Annotated in this window: 16 protein-coding genes and 1 tRNA gene; 9 read left to right on the forward strand and 8 right to left on the reverse strand. The window is 52.4% G+C overall.

Features of this window, described 5'->3' with window-relative positions; translation table 11 throughout:
* Nucleotides 1–197 precede the first annotated feature (197 nt).
* Both ON072_RS09140 and ON072_RS09145 read left to right on the forward strand, forming a co-directional pair.
* Nucleotides 198–701 carry a L,D-transpeptidase family protein gene (locus ON072_RS09140; RefSeq protein WP_025011447.1) on the forward strand — a complete coding sequence of 168 codons (504 nt, stop codon included), beginning with the start codon at nucleotides 198–200 and terminating at the stop codon, nucleotides 699–701.
* Nucleotides 702–715: 14 nt separating this feature from the next.
* A complete protein-coding gene (locus tag ON072_RS09145; protein WP_045284036.1) occupies nucleotides 716–1,282 on the forward strand; it encodes a VOC family protein in 567 nt (188 codons plus the stop codon).
* 17 nt (nucleotides 1,283–1,299) lie between these two features.
* Here ON072_RS09145 and ON072_RS09150 read toward each other — a convergent pair whose 3' ends face one another.
* From ON072_RS09150 to ON072_RS09160, 3 genes are all read right to left on the reverse strand, one after another.
* Entirely contained in the window at nucleotides 1,300–2,700 is a 1,401-nt protein-coding gene (locus tag ON072_RS09150; RefSeq protein WP_261753049.1) for a GGDEF domain-containing protein, read from the reverse strand.
* A 151-nt stretch (nucleotides 2,701–2,851) separates the two neighbouring features.
* Nucleotides 2,852–3,694 carry a M23 family metallopeptidase gene (locus ON072_RS09155; protein WP_243889657.1) on the reverse strand — a complete coding sequence of 281 codons (843 nt, stop codon included), beginning with the start codon at nucleotides 3,692–3,694 and terminating at the stop codon, nucleotides 2,852–2,854.
* 205 nt (nucleotides 3,695–3,899) lie between these two features.
* Entirely contained in the window at nucleotides 3,900–4,784 is an 885-nt protein-coding gene (locus ON072_RS09160; RefSeq protein ID WP_101059369.1) for a 6-carboxytetrahydropterin synthase, read from the reverse strand.
* 212 nt (nucleotides 4,785–4,996) lie between these two features.
* Between ON072_RS09160 and ON072_RS09165 the strand changes: the two genes are divergently transcribed.
* The gene (locus ON072_RS09165) at nucleotides 4,997–6,346 is read left to right on the forward strand and encodes a dihydroorotase (protein ID WP_025889417.1); all 1,350 of its coding nucleotides are present in this window, start codon (nucleotides 4,997–4,999) and stop codon (nucleotides 6,344–6,346) included.
* Between the two features lie 196 nt (nucleotides 6,347–6,542).
* Here the strand turns inward: ON072_RS09165 and ON072_RS09170 are convergent, their stop codons facing one another.
* Nucleotides 6,543–6,785 (reverse strand): hypothetical protein, encoded by a 243-nt coding sequence (locus ON072_RS09170; protein WP_223828836.1) that lies wholly within the window; start codon nucleotides 6,783–6,785, stop codon nucleotides 6,543–6,545.
* Nucleotides 6,786–7,636: 851 nt separating this feature from the next.
* On the opposite strand from ON072_RS09170, the gene ON072_RS09175 reads away from it, so the two are divergent.
* Entirely contained in the window at nucleotides 7,637–8,722 is a 1,086-nt protein-coding gene (locus ON072_RS09175; protein ID WP_028781669.1) for an AI-2E family transporter, read from the forward strand.
* A gap of 89 nt (nucleotides 8,723–8,811) precedes the next feature.
* On the opposite strand, the gene ON072_RS09180 is transcribed toward ON072_RS09175, so the two are convergent.
* Nucleotides 8,812–10,119, reverse strand: a complete 1,308-nt coding sequence (locus tag ON072_RS09180; protein WP_240647788.1) for an amino acid permease — start codon at nucleotides 10,117–10,119, stop codon at nucleotides 8,812–8,814.
* Nucleotides 10,120–10,383: 264 nt separating this feature from the next.
* Between ON072_RS09180 and ON072_RS09185 the strand changes: the two genes are divergently transcribed.
* The 4 genes from ON072_RS09185 (at nucleotide 10,384) to ON072_RS09200 (ending at nucleotide 13,568) form a co-directional block, all read left to right on the forward strand.
* A complete protein-coding gene (locus ON072_RS09185) occupies nucleotides 10,384–10,767 on the forward strand; it encodes a RidA family protein (protein WP_144380420.1) in 384 nt (127 codons plus the stop codon).
* A gap of 23 nt (nucleotides 10,768–10,790) precedes the next feature.
* Nucleotides 10,791–12,065, forward strand: a complete 1,275-nt coding sequence (locus tag ON072_RS09190) for an L-cysteine desulfidase family protein (RefSeq protein ID WP_093982751.1) — start codon at nucleotides 10,791–10,793, stop codon at nucleotides 12,063–12,065.
* A 44-nt stretch (nucleotides 12,066–12,109) separates the two neighbouring features.
* Nucleotides 12,110–12,769 carry a helix-turn-helix transcriptional regulator gene (locus ON072_RS09195; RefSeq protein WP_025011455.1) on the forward strand — a complete coding sequence of 220 codons (660 nt, stop codon included), beginning with the start codon at nucleotides 12,110–12,112 and terminating at the stop codon, nucleotides 12,767–12,769.
* 70 nt (nucleotides 12,770–12,839) lie between these two features.
* Nucleotides 12,840–13,568, forward strand: coding sequence for a DUF4336 domain-containing protein (locus ON072_RS09200; protein WP_025011456.1), 729 nt, complete (start codon nucleotides 12,840–12,842; stop codon nucleotides 13,566–13,568).
* 143 nt (nucleotides 13,569–13,711) lie between these two features.
* Here the strand turns inward: ON072_RS09200 and ON072_RS09205 are convergent.
* The 3 genes from ON072_RS09205 to ON072_RS09215 form a co-directional block, all read right to left on the reverse strand.
* Nucleotides 13,712–13,788, reverse strand: a tRNA-Pro gene (locus tag ON072_RS09205).
* Between the two features lie 158 nt (nucleotides 13,789–13,946).
* Nucleotides 13,947–15,728 (reverse strand): DUF3413 domain-containing protein, encoded by a 1,782-nt coding sequence (locus ON072_RS09210; protein ID WP_025889703.1) that lies wholly within the window; start codon nucleotides 15,726–15,728, stop codon nucleotides 13,947–13,949.
* Nucleotides 15,729–15,831: 103 nt separating this feature from the next.
* Complete coding sequence (locus ON072_RS09215; RefSeq protein ID WP_025011457.1) at nucleotides 15,832–16,044, reverse strand: YejL family protein; 213 nt, start codon at nucleotides 16,042–16,044, stop codon at nucleotides 15,832–15,834.
* A 79-nt stretch (nucleotides 16,045–16,123) separates the two neighbouring features.
* Here ON072_RS09215 and yejK point away from each other — a divergent pair, with 79 nt between their 5' ends.
* Nucleotides 16,124–17,152, forward strand: coding sequence for a nucleoid-associated protein YejK (gene yejK / locus ON072_RS09220; RefSeq protein WP_025889702.1), 1,029 nt, complete (start codon nucleotides 16,124–16,126; stop codon nucleotides 17,150–17,152).
* Nucleotides 17,153–17,189: the final 37 nt, after the last annotated feature.

The following is a 17,189-nucleotide window of genomic DNA, read 5'->3' on the forward strand; positions in this document are numbered from 1 at the left end:
GAGTCTCACGCATTCGAGTTCGTGGCGCCGCGCCTAAAAGGCAGGGGCGTAAGTCTGCCATGCATTGGCGTGAGTGCCAAATATTCTCTGGCTGACGCTCCGCGACTCTCGGCAACAATCTTGTTTAAGGGCTTCAAGAGGGCCCCCTTTTTCAGTTATTATCCCGTCAAAATAACCATAATCAGAGCCAAGTGGTCATGGGCCCATCGTTTCGTCATATAGTTTATGCAATATTTCTGCTGGCGTTTGCCCAGTTGTACAGCCCCTTTGCCTCGGCACAGGTGGATTTGGTGCTGGTCAACAAGTCAGATTCACGTCTGAGCCTGATTAAGGCCGGTAAGGTCATCAAGGAATATCGCATCGCCATGGGGGATATGCCCAAGGGCCACAAATATCAGGAAGGCGATCAACGTACCCCTGAGGGGCGCTATCTGCTGGACTACAAAAAGGCCGACAGCGCCTTTTACCGCGCGATTCACATCTCCTACCCCAATGACGAGGACAGACTCAGGGCCAAGGCGCTTGGGGTCAGCCCGGGCGGCCAAATCATGATCCACGGCCAAAATCCCCGCTCTGGGTTAACTCCGGAAGAGGCGCAGCAGTTTAACTGGACCAACGGCTGTATCGCCCTCACCAATAAAGAGATGGATGAACTCTGGCAGTTGATTGAGCCGGGCACGCCAATAGAAATTTGGCCCTGAAACAGGAATCAGATATGCAAAACCTCCAATCTCTGTCGCAATTGCTGGCAGACTGGCAAGCCTTTGCCGACAAAATCATGCCCCTGATTGAACGCTTGGGACTCGAGCGTTTAGGCGAGTGCGATCACGCCGCGCTGCGGGTCAACTCTGTCGCCGCGGCAGAAAAGCTCAAGGCCGAGTTTGCCCAATGTGGTAAAATTATCTCGGAAAACATCATCAACGGCCGCCCTATCCTGATCATACGACTGCAGCAATCCCTGCAACTGGGTCAATGGCAAATTCCCTGTGTCGAGCTGCCCTTCCCCGGCGATAAACACTATCCCGAAGAGGGATGGGAACATCTGGAGCTGGTTTTGCCTGGTGGCGCCCAAAGCTGCGATGAACTGGCTGAGCAACTGCGTACTCTTTGCCCCCGGACCCAAGCCACACTCGATGGCGACACGGATATTAAACTCAAGGCCAGCAGCCCCAAAGGCGAAACCGAACGCCTGGCCAACCCGACGTTGGCGTTCAAGGCCGGCGGTGTCTGCGTAAAGGTTCACCCTCACAGCATTCAGGCCATCATCGCCAGCGAGCATTAAGCGGCTCTGATGCCGCTTTACCCTTGAACGACCCGGTTGCGCCCTTCAGCCTTGGCAACATAAAGAAAATGATCGGCTTTATCCTGCAGATCTTTACCCGAGCGGCAACCAGCGGGGCCGGACACCAGGCCGACGCTGATACTGAGGCGGATAGGTTGGCCGCTCTCATCATGGAAATCTTCATCGACTACTCTGGCCCGCAGCCGCTCCATCAGATTAACAGCCTGAGCCGGCGCGCAGTTTGGCAGCAAGATAGCAAACTCCTCACCACCAATTCTGGCAATGGCATCCGATTGGCGACACTGGGCCTGCATCAAGCCGGCCAGTTGCTTCAATACTTTGTCGCCGGTGGCATGACCAAAGCTGTCGTTGATTAACTTGAAATGATCCAGATCCAAAAGCGCCAGGCTGTAGTCTTCACGATTGAGCCTGGCCTGCTTATCCACCAGCTCCAATTGCGGCTCGAATCCACGGCGATTGAGTAACCCTGTCAGCGGATCGCGAAAGGCCACCTGTTGCCAGGCTTCCCTGTGCTGCTCGGATAGGCGCAACTGGCGATTTTGCAGGGCAATCCCCAGTAAGACCAGCGCGTTGGCAAAACAAAACGCGGCCAGTTCCGCCGTTTCTGCCGAATACAATCCGGCATCGAAGGGCCCCAGCCCCTTGGCGCTGCCACAGATAACGACAATGAAGGCACTACTGCTGAGGCTGCACGTCAGCAGGAAACTGCCCTCGAATGCCTGCATCACCAACACAGGCAAAAGCAGATACAAGACCCAGGGTTGATTGCCAAATGCCAGAGAGAAAATGAGTACTAAAGCCAGGATCGACAACAAAGATGCCCGGATTTGCCGTTGGCTGATAAAAAACCGCTCAGACCACCCCAGATACACCTGATAAACCAAGACTATCCCCAGGGCATCAGCCAAAAACAGCATCACCGCCATGGTTGGCCAGTAACTCTTGTCGATATAACCGCCCCAAACAAGATTTGCCGCCAGCAGGATACTGGACAACGCCACAGGAATAACGCAAGCGTAGATCCCAAAACCCAGTAACTCCCTGGCTCTTTGCAACCCCATGGGCAGGGCCCAACGCAGCATTCTGGCGGCCAAAAGTGGCATCAGGGCATCAATTGCGGCGGAGACCCAGGTGTGCAGCAAGGTTTGGCTCAGATGACCGTTATTGAGCCCGGGAAGATTGGCCAGAAAGGAGGCGAGAAACAAAGGGACTATGGCGACGGCGCCAAAACGCAAGCACAGAATAAGCCCTATCCCCGAAGGTAACCATAGAAGGGTTATATTGCTCGGCTGCAATACCAGAGTGGCCATGCCCAGTCGGCCGCTGAGATAACAGACCAAACCTCCGAGCAAAAGCAGCAGCCATTCGTCGCGCCCCCAACGTCTCAAATCAGTCACTTATTCTTCCGGCTATATTCATAGAATGAGTATAGCCAACCCCTTCTAAGCCTGTGGCTGACAAAGAAAAAAACAACGCCGCCAAGGGGCAAGTCCGGCGGCGTATGACATCGAGTGTGAGTCAGTCCAATGAGTCAGTCAAAGTAAAGCGCTACTTTTTCGCGTCACTCTTGGCTTGCTGTAATACCTGACTCATTGGCGGCACTAAAGTGGTAGGATCCAGACGCATCTGATACCAGTTGACCCGCCAATCCAGATGTGGCCCAGTGGCTCGTCCTGTCGCCCCCACTTCGGCCACCGCCTGGCCCTGTTTCACCTCATCACCCTCTTTGACATAGAGCTTGCTTAAATGCAAAAAGCTGGAGCTGACGCCATAGCCGTGATCGATAATCATGGTGCCGCCGGAATAGAACATGTCCGGTACCGACAGGCTGACAACGCCATCGGCCGGCGCCACCACCACAGTGCCGGTTTTTGCAGCAACATCCACACCATAATGCGGTGTGCCTGGCTTACCGTTGTAAACCCTTTGGCTGCCATAAACCCCTGAAATTCGCCCGGTCAGCGGCCAGATAAAGTCGTCGGCAAACGCCTGCTGGGTGCTGAAATGACTGCGGGCCGTCTTGACCTGGGCGCTGTCTTTGGCGGCGCGCTCCTGGGCCTTGGGATCCGGTTTCATGATTTTCTTGCTGATCCCTTCAACATACTGAATGCGATAATCCCGCTTGTCGAGTTTGAGGTTACGGCTCTCACTGCTGCCATCCGGGTAACTGAGTGTCAGCGTCTGCTCGAGCGCGGCCTCACGCTCAAAACCAAAGGCAAACCGGCCATCCGGCGTCAAGATGATGCTCTCGCCATTGAGCTGTACCTCAGTACCCGGCTCTGTTCTGGCTCTGATCAGGGCCCCCTGTTCAAACTTGCCCTGAAACTGCACCCGTGATGACTCGGGTTTGATGTTAGGCTGGGGCTCTGACTTGGATTCGGCCTGCAGCATAGGACTCACAACCAAAGTGCCCAGCAGCATCAGTGGCAGCGCCTTAAAAGATGGGATTGGCATCTTGCTGTTATTGAACTTCACTCTTGCTCCTCTTTATCTTTACGCCCCATAGACCCCAAGGTGCGGTCTATTTGTGGATGCCTTTAGATTGCTTTTAGGTTGGCTTTATTCTTGGTCCGGCTCTCAGGCCAGGCAGTATCTATCAGTCGCCCTGATGCTGCGCCGATGCGATGGCGCCCTTGCCTATGCCCTCGAAGGCGACCACTTTAAAATGTTTGCCCGGCTCAAAGCCCGCCATGCTGTCGGCCATAAAATGAGCCAGCAGTTCGACCGTGGTGTCATGGGGGATCAAATCACAGCAGTCTCTTGGCATCGCCAACTGGAAATCCCCCTGCGGCGCCTGGTATCTGAAGCCAATATGGCTCTTGTCATCTATCTTGGTTTGGGGTGAAAGCTCAAGCTCGCTGACACCAACCACATCTTCTTCACTGCCAAGGTAGATATCTTTCCAACGTTTGGCCCAGTATTCATCCCATTTGGGCGCGGCGATACCATCGGCAAACACATTGACAGGACTGCGGTGACCGTGAGCGATACGCTGGCAGTTACCGTCGTGCTTACGCAAGCCGTGACTGTAATGGTAATAGGGCGTTTCCAGCACCTCGTTGCGAAGTGTCAGGCTGATACCCTGAACATTGTCCGGCAAGGCATCTGTCAACGCCTTGTTCAGAAACTGGTTAACGCTGTCAAAGTCAATAATCTCGCTGGGGATAAGGGCGAAAGCCTGCGCCGGGCAAGCCAGGTGAATGCTGCCGCGCAGACTATGGAAGTCCATCCACACCTTGTCGCCCTGCTGTTGCCAGCGTACCTGGCTACAGGCGGTGGGCACCAATAAACGGTGATCGGCCACCTCATCTATGGTTTGCTTTATGGTGCGCTTGACCTTGGAAAAGTCGAGCAACATGTTTTGCTCATCCAGGCCACCGTCGAGCAGCACATCGACTATCCAACTTTCGCCAACCATGCCGCGAAACGGGCACAGGTAAGAAAAATCAACCACAGTTAAATCTTTGACAAATAATTGCATTCTCGCTCCCAGGCAGATAAACAGTCCACCCATGTGTTATCGGCCGGCCGATATTGGCACCGATTGAACCGATACCGGCCAGGGTATCGGCACTTGACGTATCTTTCGCAAAAAGTCTGTGATCTTGTCCAAAAGCTCCACAGCTTTTTGCTTGAGTTTCCGGTATTATACGCAAGTCACTGCCAATATTAATAACGCTAATCAGGTATCCTATGAAAACCCTCATCTGCAACGCCCAATTGGTTAATGAAGGAACAATCCGTACTCAGGATCTGCTGATCGACAACGGCCGCATCAGCCAGATTGCCTCCCAGATCACGGCTCCGGCAGGGGCTCAGGTCATAGATGCTCAGGGTAAACACCTGCTGCCGGGGATGATCGACGATCAGGTGCATTTCCGTGAGCCGGGTTTCCCCAATAAGGGCACCATCGCCAGTGAATCCCGCGCCGCCGTGGCCGGGGGTATCACAAGCTTTATGGAAATGCCCAATGTTAACCCGCAAACCACCAATCTGCAGGCGCTGGAAGACAAGTATACCCGCGCGTCTCAAAGTTCATTGGCCAACTTTGCTTTCTATCTCGGCGCCACCAACGATAACCTGGAAGAGATTAAACGTCTCGATCCCAACCAGGCCTGTGGTGTAAAAATCTTTATGGGCGCCTCTACCGGCAATATGTTGGTGGATAACAGTGCCACTCTTGACGGCATCTTCGCCAACTCTCCTGTGGTCATTGCCACTCACTGTGAAGACAGCCCCACCATAGCCGCCAATGAAGCCGCCATGCGTGAAAAATACGGCGATGCCATACCTATGGAGCTGCACGGCGAAATCCGCTCCCGTGAAGCCTGCCTCAAGTCATCTCAACTGGCGACCGAACTGGCCATCCGTCACAAGGCACGCCTGCATGTACTGCATTTAACCACCGCCGACGAACTCTATCTGTTTGAGCCGGCCAAGCAACTGGCACAACTCAAGGGTGCCAACATTACCGCCGAAGTCTGTGTACACCATCTTTCGTTCAACGACAGTGACTACGCCCGCCTCGGCAGCCAGATAAAGTGTAACCCGGCCATCAAGACCCTTGCCGATCAACAGGCACTGATAGATGCCGTCAATCGCGACATCATTGACATTATCGCCACAGATCACGCGCCGCACACCTGGGAAGAGAAGCAAGCCGACAGCTATTTCAAGGCGCCGTCCGGTTTGCCGCTGGTGCAACATGCACTGCTCGGCCTGCTGGATCTGCATGCCAAGGGGCACTTCAGTTTGGAAAAAATCGTCCAAAAGACCAGCCATGCGGTGGCCGAGCGCTTTGAACTCAAAGACAGGGGCTATCTGCGCGAAGGCTATCTGGCGGATCTGGTACTGGTGGATCTCAACAAGCCTTTCGAGGCCACGCTGGAAAACACCCGCTATCACTGCGGTTGGTCGCCCTTTACCGGCCACAAGTTTGCCGCATCTATCAGTGGTACCTGGGTCAATGGTAACCAACTGTTTGACGGCAGTCGCTTTATCGACAATACCCTGGGCCAACGCCTCACTTTTAGTCGCACTTAATCGCAGTTAATCGCTAAACCAAGGGCTCCGTTGAAGGAGCCCTTTTTACATAGACACAAGTATGCGTGATGCTGGTCAATATCTTGTTTATTTCAAGTCAATGCATAATGAATTCGGTAAACTGAAGCTATGCCAGTTGCTATCTTTTCCGGAATTTAAGGCCTTAACATAGCAAGTTCATGATTTTTATTATTTTCTAAGATAATCGAACATGCTGGGCAACCTTATTTTTAAGTAAGGTCACAAGAGCAGGATCCATCCGCTGGTAATTGTCAGGAATATCCAGACACACAAGCTTCTTGCCTTTCAGAAGCTCCTTAAACTTCTTTGCGACCTTAATCTTGTGAGACTTTTCCATGACAAAGATAAAGTCAGCCCATTGAATAAGATCGCCACTTACCACAGTTTCGGCATTAGGGAAGGTGCGAACAAGTCCCATGCGTGCTCTGCGTCGGCTTACGGGCCTGGATGCAAGGCGTGGTTCGCAGCAAATGGCCCTAGTCCTTCGTAAGAAGCACAACACAGCAGGCAAGTCTGTAAGCCACGCCCTTCGGGGCTTTCACAGCAACAGGCTCTCTGCGTTATCCGACTTCGACAGGCCCCGGCATGCCTTCAGTCAGATGCCTTGAACGCCAATTGCTGTGTAAGCCAGAGTGCCGCGAGGACTTATTCACACCTTCCTTTGTACCGGCTCCAATCGCGTAAATCCCCTCAAATGCAGAGAAAACCTCTTCTCCGGTAGGGCTTCGCAAGCGATTCTCACTGCATACAAAAAGTAGATTCATGGTTAATTTATTTTCTCAGTCTGCATACCAGTTAACAGCGGCTTATGGTCTAAACATAGCCTTACAACTGTTCCTATCTGCTATAGGTTTATTGCTAACGGGATTAACGCTCGTTTCCTAATTTCAATGAGTTAGCCTATAAAAAACGGTTCTAAAAGTCTATTCCGCCAGTTATGCGGCAATGCGACTAAAACCTAAGTTTGACAAGCATTTTGCCCCAGTATCCGCCCCCTACGGCACCGGCGGCAACGCATAGCATACAAAACCAGCGCCAATCCCCCTTATCAACCAAGCTGTGCTTCTCTTGCCCCGTCGCTCCGTGGTTTAATAACTTCCGCTGTAACCGAGTCTGGGTCGCCCGGACAGGCAGGAGAAGGTACAAGCAAGTCCCGGATATGCTTGGCTTAAAAGCCTGGAGCCCTTGGCAACAGGCCGATGAGTCTATAATCCATGCCCTTCCCTGCAGATGGCAAATTCAACACACTCTTGATTAAAAGGAATTCCCGTGTCCGTACGTTTTCGGGTTGAACCCCGCCATTGGTTGATCCTCGCCGCGTTGGCCATTGCTGCCTACGCTTGTTATCTATTGGTCGCTCCCTATCTGGGGGCGATACTGCTGGGATTTATCGTCTCCTTGCTGTTTTTGCCTGTGCACAAGCGCATAGAAGCGAAACTCCCCAAACATCCCAACCTGAGTGCATTGCTTTCCTGCATCTTGCTGACGGTGATCATCTTAATCCCCTTGCTATTCATGCTGATTTCCGTGATTGAACAGGGCGTCAGCTCTGCCACCCATGCCTATCAATGGCTGACCCATGGTGGTGCCAAGGAGCTGTTGGAACATCCTTGGGTACAGTCGGCACTGGCACTGGCCAATAAATGGCTACCGTTTGACAGCATAGAGCCGCAGGAGATATTGCAAAAAGCCACCGCAGCGCTTACGGAGCTCAGCACCCGTCTGGTTGGTTTGAGCACGGCATTGCTCGGCAATATCACAGGTTTCTTTGTCAATTTCTCCCTGATGCTGTTCGTACTGTTTTTCTTCCTCAGGGACAATGAACAGATTATTGCCAGCCTCAGACACGTGATCCCCCTGTCCCGCAGCCAGGAAGACAAAATTCTCGATGAGGTGGAAAAAGTCGCCAAGTCGGCGGTACTCGGCTCATTCCTGACCGCCTTGGCACAGGGTTTTGCCGGTGGTATTGCCATGGCCATAGTCGGCCTGCCGGGATTGTTCCTCGGCTCCATGATGGCATTCGCCTCTTTTATTCCTGTGGTGGGTACCGCACTTATCTGGGTGCCGGCGGCACTCTATCTGGCATTGACCGGAGACTGGGGCTGGGGGCTGTTCCTTTGCGCCTGGGGCATATTGGTGGTTGGCTCCATTGACAACTTCCTGAGGCCGATTCTGATGCAGGGTTCTGCCGGAATGAGCACCCTGTTAATTTTCTTCTCTTTGCTGGGTGGCTTGCAACTATTTGGTCTAATCGGTCTGATTTACGGCCCGATCATCTTTGCCGTTACCTTGGTGCTGTTCCGTCTCTATGAAGAGGAGTTTCATGAGTTTTTGCAGCAGCAGGACCAAGCCTGAGTCTGCCGCCTGAAGCTCAAAGAGCCCCGCATTTGCGGGGCTCTTTGGCACTGATTTTAAGACTGCGTTCTTAAAGCAAATTGCATCTATCAACTGAACGCCAGGAAGGGCGAGATACACAGCAAGATACCAGTGGCGATAATCACGTACAGGCCTAAGCCCTTATATTTGTGCAGCGAAGGTACCCGGTAAACCAAATAGGCAGGGATCAGACAGCCCACCAAACCGAATACCGGGCTGCAGATGGAGGTGAAACTCAGCACAGGGGCATTCAGCACAATCGCACCCCAGGACAGCAGTATGGTGAATACCATGATGCCATACCCCACCAGCTTGGCGTTGATCTTCTCCTTGGGCATAACCCGCTGCAGTAGGTTCATGGTGATCCCCTGGCACGCCTCCCGAAAACCCAGATACACCCCGAAGTAAGCCGTCATCACGGCAAAGATGTTCAGCGTCAGGCTCAGGAGTTTCAGCGTCTGGCCAGGCATACCTTGAGCCACCATGGCCAAGGCAGAGATATTTTCCTGCTCGGCCCTCACAGCTTGCTCATGGCCCATCGCCAGAGTGAAAGAAACGGCGTAGAAGAACACAGTAACAAACAGCACACCAAAGGCAATATTCATGGCTCGCATCGCCTTGAAGCGCGCCACTTCAATCGACTTCTCCCGCGAACGATAAGAGATCACCATGGGGCTTAGACTCTGGATAAACAGAATGGAAGTCAAGGTAAAGGGCAACATCACCACGGCATCACGGATCCAATGAGTCGTAGTGGGCACTGCACCGACATTATTGATATCCCACTTGTCGACCATCATTAAGCCAAGCAGCGCCACCACACCCAACTTGGTGAGCACCATAAGGGTAGAAATTTTAAATAACAGGTTTTCGCCGCGGGAGGCCAATGCGACCAGAAGACAAATAAGCCCCAGACCATAGAAGGGGTTTTCAGACAGCAGGCTCTTGGTAGCTCCAAAACTCTGCAGGAAAGAGGCACTGTCATTGGTGATCGCCGTCGAGTAGACAAACACCCAGATGACCAACATGACAAAGTAGAGTGCGCCGAGAAATATGCCCCAGTTTTTCCCCAGATAGCCACTGATCACACTGGGATAATCCTGACATTCGCGGGACTCGGCCAGGGTATTGATAAACAACTTCTGAAACATGTACATGGCCGGATAACCCACCACGGCAGACAAAAGAAACACCCATAATCCCATCAACCCCACCTGCACAGGCAAAAATACTATGCCCGCGCCTATGGCCATGCCGATGGACATGATGATCCAGCCCCAGTCAGTACTGTCGAATCGGGTCGCTTCCTTCCAGGCCTGCGTGTCTTCCCGAGTAATTGTTGCGCCCCACTCTGATGTCAAAGTGTCAGTTTTCATATAACAACCTTAGTTATTGTTGGATACCCAACATGTTATTTTTTGCAAATATATTTGAACCAACTGACAGCAGCAACCAGATTTTTGCAACTTTTGCTGATGCCGAGAATTTAACCACAAAACCGCCAACTTATAAGATCAACGTCACACTAAAAGCAATTACAGCCCACCTTTTTATAAAATAAATTTGCAAGAAGAAGCCTATTTGCAAATAATTGTGCAGACAAAATCGCTTGTTACTCAAATATATTTGCAAGGAATATCATGAAAAAGACTATCAATGCAGACAAAGCCCCCGCAGCCATAGGCCCCTATTCTCATGCAGCCGCTTATGGTGAGCTGCTTTTCACCTCAGGCCAGCTGCCAGTCTGCTGTGAACAAGGTGCTTTGGTCGAAGGTGGGATCAGTGAACAGTCCCGCCAATCGCTTTTGAATCTGCAATATGTGCTTGAAGCCGCCAACAGTGGCCTGCAAAACGTGCTCAAAACCACCTGTTATCTATCCGACATCAATGACTTTGCCGCCTTCAACGAAGTCTACAAGACCTTCTTCAAGCAAGACTGCCCTGCCCGCAGCTGTTTTGCGGTGAAAGATCTGCCCATGGGCGCCTTGGTGGAAGTCGAAGCCATTGCCCATATCAATCCTTAAACCAGACTCGGTGGAACCTAGTGATGAAACCACAGTGGCAACAATATATAGATATCCTTAATCAAGTTGTGCGTCCCGCGCTGGGCTGCACCGAGCCTATCGCGGCGGCTTATGCCGCGGCCGTTGCAGCCGAAACCTTGGGCGCCAAGCCTTTGAGCCTGGAAGTTCAGGTTTCGGACAACCTCTACAAAAACTCCATGGGAGTATTTGTTCCCGGCACAGGCAAGATAGGCCTGGCCATTGCCGCAGCGGCAGGAGCCCTTGGGGGCGATGCCGATGCAGGCCTTGAAGTGCTGGCGAATATCAACCCGGCACAAGTGGCCGAGGCCCAGGCGCTTATTGACGCAGGTAAGGTCAAGGTATGCCGCATTCAGGCCGACGAGTTTATTTACTGCGCTGTGACAGCTGCCAACGACAAGCACCAGGCCAAAATCGTTATCAGTGGCAGCCATACCCGAATTGCCGAGAAATGGCTCGACGGCCAACTATTGTATCGGGCAGAAGCCTCTGCCAAGGGCAGTACCGCTTCGGTATGCGACGGGGTCGATATCAGCATCGCCTCAATATATGAGTTTGCCACCGGGATAGATGTTAACCGGATCAGATTTATTCTGGCGGCATCGGATCTAAATTCCCGTTTGTCCGACGAAGGCATGAATTCGGCCTATGGCCTGGAGGTGGGCAGAACGCTGAAGAAAAACATAGATACCGGCTTGCTGAGTGATGACCTGCTCAACTCCATAGTCATGTATACGGCCGCGGCTTCTGATGCCCGCATGGGTGGCGCCACCCTGCCGGCCATGAGCAATTTTGGCAGTGGCAACCAGGGGATAGCCGCCACTGTGCCTGTGGTTGTAACGGCCAAGAAGTTCAACTGCAGTGAAGAGCAGCTGGCCCGGGCACTCATCATGAGCCACTTGGGCGCGATTTATATCAAGTCCCACTATCCGCCACTGTCAGCTTTTTGCGGCAATACAGTGACCAGTGCCGCCGCTGCCATGGCCATGGTTTATCTCGCCGGAGGCAGTTTTGAGCAAGGTTGCTACGCCATTCAGAACGTTATCAGTGACAGTGCCGGCATGGTTTGTGACGGCGCCAAAGCCTCCTGCGCCATGAAGGTCAGTACCTCATCAAGCACGGCAGTCAGGGCGTTTTTGATGGCACTCAATCAGCATGCCGTATCGACTCAGGGCATAGTCGCCGCCGATGTCGAACAAACAATCAAGAATCTGGGACAGATGATCTGTGATGGAATGGTGTCGACCGACAGTACCATTATCAGTATTATGTCTGCCTAATCTCCGACGCCCGGCAATTGCCGGGCCATCGCAAGAGGATAGCTGTGAAACTTCATAAGTTGACCCCCAAAGATATGGACATACTCAACGCCATGGGAAATGTGGTCGATGGTATAGCCACCATGTATGGGCAACACACAGAAGTGGTTTTGCACAGTCTGGACCGAGACCACCCTTCAATCATCAAAATAGCCAATGGCCATGTCACCGGCCGCAGTGTCGGCGCTCCCATTACCAATCTGGCATTGGAAAAGCTCAAGAGCGGCCACGATATTTCCGAGGCCTATCTCAGCCAGAGCAGCAACGGCAAGACCTTGAAATCCATCACTACCGTTATTCGCAACGAAAAGCAGATGGCCATAGGCCTTTTGTGTATCAATACGGATATGGATGCGCCCTTGATGTCTGTACTGCGCTCCATGCTGCCGCAGCAATGTCCGCTCACAGAGAGCAGTGGCACATCGGAAGTCTTTGCCCGTAATATCGAAGAGGCGCTGCACAGCACCATAGACAAGGTCAACCAGGAAGTACGCCACAGTGAACTGATCCCGCCATCGAAAAAGAGCCGTGAAATAGTGACTCGCCTCTTCGATGCCGGTATTTTTGAGCTCAAGGACAGTGCCCAGGTGGCCGCCAAGCGCCTGGATATTTCTGTGCACACCATTTACCGCTACCTGAGGGAATTAAAAGCCCCACAGGAGTAACATTGACAATGGGCGGGATCATCGGCGTTAGATGACAATGCCATGGAAGAAGTGAGACCAAGGAGCCGGAATGCCAAATCACAGACTCATACCCTTCGGTGATAACATCTGGATAGTTGCAGGCAAGACAGTGCCTTTCTTTGGCCTGCCTTACAGTACCCGGATGACAGTGGTCAGGCTTGATGATGGCACGCTTTGGCTCCACTCCCCCATAGAGCTCAGCCGCGAACTGCTAGAGGAGGTCAATGCCCTCGGTGAAGTCAGCTATCTGCTGGCGCCCAACTCATTGCACCATCTGTTTGTCAAAGACTGGCAGCAAGCCTTTCCCAACGCCCTAAGCTACGCGACCGAAGAACTAGCAAAAAAACGCAGCGATCTGCATTTCGACCAACTGCTGCTCAGCGAATTGGCAGACTCGCAACACAATGCCCCTTGGCTTACCGAGCTGGACTTCTGCCTGTTTCAGGGCAGCCCTGTGATGCAGGAGGCTGTATTCTTTCATCGCCACAGCCGCACACTGATCCTGACCGATTTGATTGAGAACTTTCAGCCCAAGTGCTTCAAAGCCTGGCAAAGGCCGCTGGCAAGCATCAGCGGCATACTGGCCCCTAACGGCAAGACACCTCTGGATTGGCGCCTGAGCTTCAGTTTTGGCAAACCTCAGGCCCGAAAGGCCCTGGCGACTATACTTGGCTGGCGAGCGGAGAAACTCATCATAGCCCACGGCGAATGTCAGTCCCGGGATGCCGACCGCTTTATCCGCCGTTCATTCTCCTGGCTTGGGAACCTTGACCATTAACAGGCACAGCAGCATAAACCAGCAAGACTGCTGACTTCGCTGTTTACCCAAAGACAGATAAAAAAGACAGATAAAAAAGACAGATACAAAAAGACAGGCACAAAAAAGCCCAATCATAAGATTGGGCTTTTTTGTTTTGAATGTGGTCGGTATGAGAGGATTCGAACCTCCGACCCCTGACACCCCATGACAGTGCGCTACCAGGCTGCGCTACATACCGATATTTGTCTTGAGCGGCTGGCGCAGTGTGCCGTCTCAACGAGGCAGAACTTTATCAACAGTCGCGAGGCTGTGCAAGCTACATCTGAGGATTTTTAGTTTAACTGCCTAGTTTGTGGTCTGTTTTTTCTCTATCGTACAGTCTTTAATCCGCAGCGCTTAATGGTTGTACAAACGCCGCCCTTCACGCATCACTTCGATAAGTTCCGGGGCACTCATCTTCTTGTCCAGGCGGTTCTGATAAGCCTTGTCATAGATACGATATTGACCGTGACGGTCAATCACAGTGATCTCCGACTGCTGATAGATGGCAAAAATTCTGGCATCACCGACATAGACCCAAGTGAGACTGTCGGGTTGCAGCAGATGGCGACCGGCACTGTAATCTGTGGCCGGATTGCTGCACCCCAGCACCTGGCTCATCAAGGTTGGCACCAAACCATAGTGGCTGGTGCGGTATTTAGCCTGGGCGTGGCCGCCGACGGGCCAATGGATCACCAGAGGCACATTGACATTGGCCGGTGACAGGTCGCGCCTGGCTTCATCGGCATTACTGGTGAACACCTTGCCATTGACACCTGTGATAATCACCAGGGTATTTTCCGGCATAGCAGACAAGAGTTGCTCCAGCTGTTTGTCGATAAAGTTCAACGATTGCCGATATTGATTGAACAACACCTTCTGCGCCGGCTTGAGGGCACTGTCGGGTTTTACCGTCTGCACACCGAGGAAACCTACCGGGGTATCATAGTCTTCCGGTGATTTGAGGTTCAAAAGCGCAAACCAAGGGGCTTGTTGCTGGGCTCGCCACTGCTTGAAACTGTCGATATTTTGAATATCGGCCATGGCACTGCCCCCCTCATCTTCGGCAATATGAGCGTCGAAGTCGCGGAAAATTGCCTGGGGCCGCGCCTCTGCATAATTGCTTCTGCTGGTAAACAGCCCCAGATTATAACCCTGCTGCTTGAGGCTCTGCCCCAGCAAGGGGCTGGTGTAATTGAGTTCCACCGCATCCATATAACTGCCCTGCAGCCCATAAAGCAGGGAAAACATGCCGCTGCGGTAGGTATTGCCACCACTGAGGTGATTCATAAACTCATGGTTTTGTTTGCTGTAGCGGCTGAAAAACGGCATGGTCTGCTCGTCGGCCATATCGGCCCTGAGGCTGTCGATGGCAATAAGCAGCACATTGGGATGTTCTTCGGCGCTGCAGGTCAGCGGCGCTCTTGGGTATTTAAAGCTGGTTTCGGTATCCACCTTCAAGCTGCTGGAGCCATCGATACCATGATTTTCCATGAAGGTGCGCGCCGTCGCCGGATAGGATAACGGGTAGGCATCATCGAAACGGGTAATTTCGGTGACATCGGCGGCATCGGCCCAGATATGAATAAGATGGCTACTGACAAAGCAAACCCCGATAAAGGCCACCACCTTGTTGCCATAATTGCGCTTTTGAATTTTCTCAATCCGCTTCCAGATAAAGTTGGCGGCGGTCAACTCCAGAGCGAGGATCCCAAGGGGGGTGACGATATAGGAAGTGCCATGCAGCAGACTGTTGAGGTCGGCCCAGGCCAAATCGACCGCGAAGGGACTCAAATGCATACCATAGTCGTCATAGACTATGGTGTCATAAAGCATGATACACAGGCCAAGGGTGGCCACCACTGCTGCGTATCCCCGAAGGATACGCGAGTAAGGCAACAACAGAGTAACGGGAAACAGCAACACCAGATAGACAATAAACGCCAGGAAGCTGAAATGGCCTATGGTACTGACGCCAAGGTAACCCCAACCAATCCAGGTTTCCGGGTAGCCGACACTTTCCAGATATCGACTGCCGACTATCATGGCCAAAAAGCCATTGAAGAAGGCAAACCAGTGCCCCCAATTGATTAGGCGTGAAACCCTATCCTTGCCCAACTGCTTTGTTCGCTCGACCATATGGATCCGCTTTTTGTAAGTTGCCTGTGTATCTTACATTGATTGCTATTATGTGCTTTTTGACTTACAACGCCACTATTTAGCGCATTTCAGTTGTTACAAGTCAACGCAGGGATTGTGTCAATGCCTTGGCAAATTGTTCCGCCACCTGCTGACGGGCTTCCTTGGGCACCTTGGTCGATAACAGATGCGAAGCCGCATTCCCCAGCGCCATCAGGCCAAGATCGGTCGGAGCCTGGTGCTTTTCCAGCACAGCCAGCAATTCGGCGATCAGGGATTCAACTTGAGCATTGGTATATTTTGATTGGATAGCCATAAATAAAAAATGATTCACTCAGATTAGGATTAGCGGCATATAATAGCGGATTTACAACAGAGTATCACTATCGGGGCTTATGAGTATTCACGTCGAACAAGCGATTATTCACGCAATCACCCAAAACGGCGAAGGCCAGCTCAGCTGCCGTCTGCGCCCTCAACCACTGCTGAACAGCCAGGCCGTTGAGACCATGCTTGATGAGCTGCACCAAAGCTATTCCAGCAAAGCGGGAAAAGGCTTTGGTTATTTTGGCGTCCCCGGTGATGATGGCGAAGCCAACCCCGCCTTCAAGGAAGCACTCAAGTCTTATCGCGATGGGCAGCAAGGCTTTGTAGAATTCTCAGCAACTGCCGGCAAACTGCTGCAGGAAGAACTCTCCAAGTATGACTTCAGCCAGGGCGGCTTTTTGCTGCTGGCCTGCTATACCTTTATGGCCAGCGACTACCTGTTTGTGGCACTGCTGAATGCCAAGTCGTCAATGACAGTGCTGGATGATATGGAGCTGTCGCAAAACGACCATCTGGATCTGAATAATATCCAGTTGGCGGCCCGAATCGATCTCACCGAGTGGCAAGCCGACAGTGAGTCACGCAAATATATCTCCTTTATCCGCGGCAGAGCCGGTCGCAAGGTGGCCGACTTCTTCCTCGACTTTATGGGCTGCGTCGAAGGGGTTAACCCCAAGCAGCAGAGCAAGACCCTGATGCAGGCGGTGGAAGACTTTGTCGGTGGCGGTGAACTGACCAAAGAAGAGCGTCAAACCTGCCGCGACCGGGTGTTTGAATACTGCACCTCCCAGGTCGACAGCGGCAGTGAAGTCATGCTCAAGGATCTGGCCGATGAACTGGCAGAATCCGGCATGGATTCCTTCTATGACTTTGCCGTGGGCGGTGATTACGGTTTGGAAGAGGAGTTTCCGGCCGATAAATCCACCCTGAGGCAGTTGAAGAAATTCTCCGGCACCGGCGGCGGCCTGACCCTGAGCTTTGACAGCTCACATCTGGGCGAACGGGTCATCTACGACCCTATCTCGGATACCATTTTGATCAAAGGCGTGCCCGCCAACTTAAAAGATCAACTGGACCGACGCCTCAAGGGCGAATAAGACTGTTAAACACATCAAGGCGCTTTCATTGTTCAAG

It is taken from the genome of Shewanella sp. K8, assembly GCF_028823715.1.
GTDB classification, from domain to species: Bacteria; Pseudomonadota; Gammaproteobacteria; order Enterobacterales; family Shewanellaceae; genus Shewanella; species Shewanella algae.

What these genes read in the sequence shown, in the direction of transcription:
- ON072_RS09140 (WP_025011447.1), top strand. Translation starts at nt 198, where the DNA reads ATGGGCCCATCGTTTCGTCATATAGTTTATGCAATATTTCTGCTGGCG.
- ON072_RS09145 (WP_045284036.1), top strand. Translation starts at nt 716, where the DNA reads ATGCAAAACCTCCAATCTCTGTCGCAATTGCTGGCAGACTGGCAAGCC.
- ON072_RS09155 (WP_243889657.1), bottom strand. Translation starts at nt 3,694, where the DNA reads ATGCTGCAGGCCGAATCCAAGTCAGAGCCCCAGCCTAACATCAAACCC.
- ON072_RS09160 (WP_101059369.1), bottom strand. Translation starts at nt 4,784, where the DNA reads ATGCAATTATTTGTCAAAGATTTAACTGTGGTTGATTTTTCTTACCTG.
- ON072_RS09165 (WP_025889417.1), top strand. Translation starts at nt 4,997, where the DNA reads ATGAAAACCCTCATCTGCAACGCCCAATTGGTTAATGAAGGAACAATC.
- ON072_RS09170 (WP_223828836.1), bottom strand. Translation starts at nt 6,785, where the DNA reads ATGGGACTTGTTCGCACCTTCCCTAATGCCGAAACTGTGGTAAGTGGC.
- ON072_RS09180 (WP_240647788.1), bottom strand. Translation starts at nt 10,119, where the DNA reads ATGAAAACTGACACTTTGACATCAGAGTGGGGCGCAACAATTACTCGG.
- ON072_RS09185 (WP_144380420.1), top strand. Translation starts at nt 10,384, where the DNA reads ATGAAAAAGACTATCAATGCAGACAAAGCCCCCGCAGCCATAGGCCCC.
- ON072_RS09190 (WP_093982751.1), top strand. Translation starts at nt 10,791, where the DNA reads ATGAAACCACAGTGGCAACAATATATAGATATCCTTAATCAAGTTGTG.
- ON072_RS09200 (WP_025011456.1), top strand. Translation starts at nt 12,840, where the DNA reads ATGCCAAATCACAGACTCATACCCTTCGGTGATAACATCTGGATAGTT.
- ON072_RS09210 (WP_025889703.1), bottom strand. Translation starts at nt 15,728, where the DNA reads ATGGTCGAGCGAACAAAGCAGTTGGGCAAGGATAGGGTTTCACGCCTA.
- ON072_RS09215 (WP_025011457.1), bottom strand. Translation starts at nt 16,044, where the DNA reads ATGGCTATCCAATCAAAATATACCAATGCTCAAGTTGAATCCCTGATC.
- yejK (WP_025889702.1), top strand. Translation starts at nt 16,124, where the DNA reads ATGAGTATTCACGTCGAACAAGCGATTATTCACGCAATCACCCAAAAC.